At 71.1% G+C, this 1,718-nt stretch carries 2 protein-coding genes; one reads left to right on the forward strand and one right to left on the reverse strand.

Features of this window, described 5'->3' with window-relative positions; translation table 11 throughout:
• A partial coding sequence (locus G3N93_RS39690) for an MFS transporter (protein WP_206135490.1) occupies nt 1-845 on the reverse strand: 845 nt, incomplete at its 3' end.
• Nucleotides 846-1,157: 312 nt separating this feature from the next.
• Between G3N93_RS39690 and cynR the strand changes: the two genes are divergently transcribed.
• Nucleotides 1,158-1,718, forward strand: a 561-nt coding sequence (gene cynR / locus G3N93_RS39695; protein WP_206135491.1) for a transcriptional regulator CynR, incomplete at its 3' end; no start/stop codon positions are given.

Consider the following 1,718-nt stretch of genomic DNA (forward strand, 5'->3'; position numbering starts at 1 on the left):
GGGGGGGGGGGGGGGGGGGGGGGGGGGAGGGGGCGGGCGGGCGGCGCGGCGGGGGCGCCCAGCGCGCCGGCGGCGCCGAACAGGCCGATCTGCCCTTCGGAATAGCTGTACGGCGGCTGGCTCAACAGGAACGTGAGGCCCGTCCACAGCAGGCTGAAGCACGCGAACACGAGCGCGCCGTCGGTCGAGCGCAGCGCGATCAGCGGTTGCGCGCGCACCAGCGCGACCAGTGACTTCATCAGCGCCGCATAGTCGAGGCGCGCGTCGCGGCGATCCTTCGGCAGCTTCACGGCGAGCACGACGGTCAGCGCCGCCACCATCACCGCGGCGATGCCGTACACCGCACGCCAGCCGAACCCGTCGGCGATCGCACCGGCCGCGACGCGCGCGAGCAGGATGCCGAGCAGCAGCCCGCTCATCACGGTGCCGACCGCGCGGCCGCGCGAGCGTGCATCGGCGAGCGAGGCGGCGAACGGCACGAGCAGCTGGGTCGAACAGGTGACGAAGCCGACCGCGACGTTCGCGACGACGAACATCGTGAAGTTCGTGCTGAACGTGACCGCGACCAGCGCGACGACGTTGAGCATCAGCAGCCGCACGATCAGCGTGTGACGGTTGACCGCGTCGCCGAGCGGGACGATCAGCAGCAGGCTCGCCGCGTAGCCGAGCTGCGTCAGCGTGACGAGATAGCCGAGCTCGGTCGGCGCGCGGCCGAAGCTGCGCGCGATCGCGGCGAGCAGCGGCTGCGCGTAATAGATGTTGCCGATGACGATGCCGCACGCGCAGGCGAACAGCAGCGTCATGCCGCGGGTGAGGGGAGGATGGGTGTCGTGTTGCGGTTCCATGGTCGCGAAAAACAGCGGCGCCGGCCGGCGGCACGGGGCCGTCGGATGCGCGGGGTGACGGAAATCGGGGCCGGCGTCGACGGATCGGCGATGAACCGATGCGCGCCGGGCGGATCGCGGCCGGGCCCGGATCGGGCGGGTGGCGGATCGTCGTGCGGCGGGCGGAGGCAGGGCGGGCCCGGGCGAGCCGTTCCGGTGCGGTGACAGCGGTCATGCACGGGAACGGATGTGCGTATGATGCGGGAATCGAATCATAGCGTCCAAGACTGGATCGTTATGCTGTTCATTGGTAAAACCAATACGTTGGACGCCATGCTACTGCGCCACATCCGCTATTTCCTGGCCGTCGCCGAGCAGCGCAGTTTCACCCGCGCGGCCGACGCGCTGCACGTGTCGCAGCCGACGCTGTCGCAGCAGGTGCGCCAGCTCGAGGAAACGCTCGGCGTGCAGTTGTTCGACCGCTCGGGCCGCGCGGTGCAGCTCACCGAGTTCGGCGAAGTCTATGCGCGCCATGCGCGCGCCGCGCTGCACGAGCTCGATTCGGGGCAGCGCGCGCTGCACGACGTCGCCGATCTCGGCAGCGGGTCGTTGCGGCTCGCGATGATGCCGACCTTCGCGGCCTACCTGAGCGGCTCGCTGATCGACGCGTTCCATGCCGACTATCCGAACGTCGCGCTGACGATCGACGCGATGCCGCAGGAACGCATCGAGGCGCTGCTCGTCGACGACCGGCTCGACGCGGGCTTCGCGTTCATGCCGCCGCGTGCGCCGGACATCGACGCGCTGCCGCTGTGGGACGAGCCGCTCGCGCTCGTGACAGGCCGCACGCACCGTCTCGCACGGCGCCGCCGCGCGCGGACGCCGGCCGAGCTC

Origin of the sequence: Burkholderia sp. Se-20378, from assembly GCF_017104665.1 — a bacterium.
In the GTDB taxonomy this organism is placed as follows: Bacteria; Pseudomonadota; Gammaproteobacteria; order Burkholderiales; family Burkholderiaceae; genus Burkholderia; species Burkholderia lata.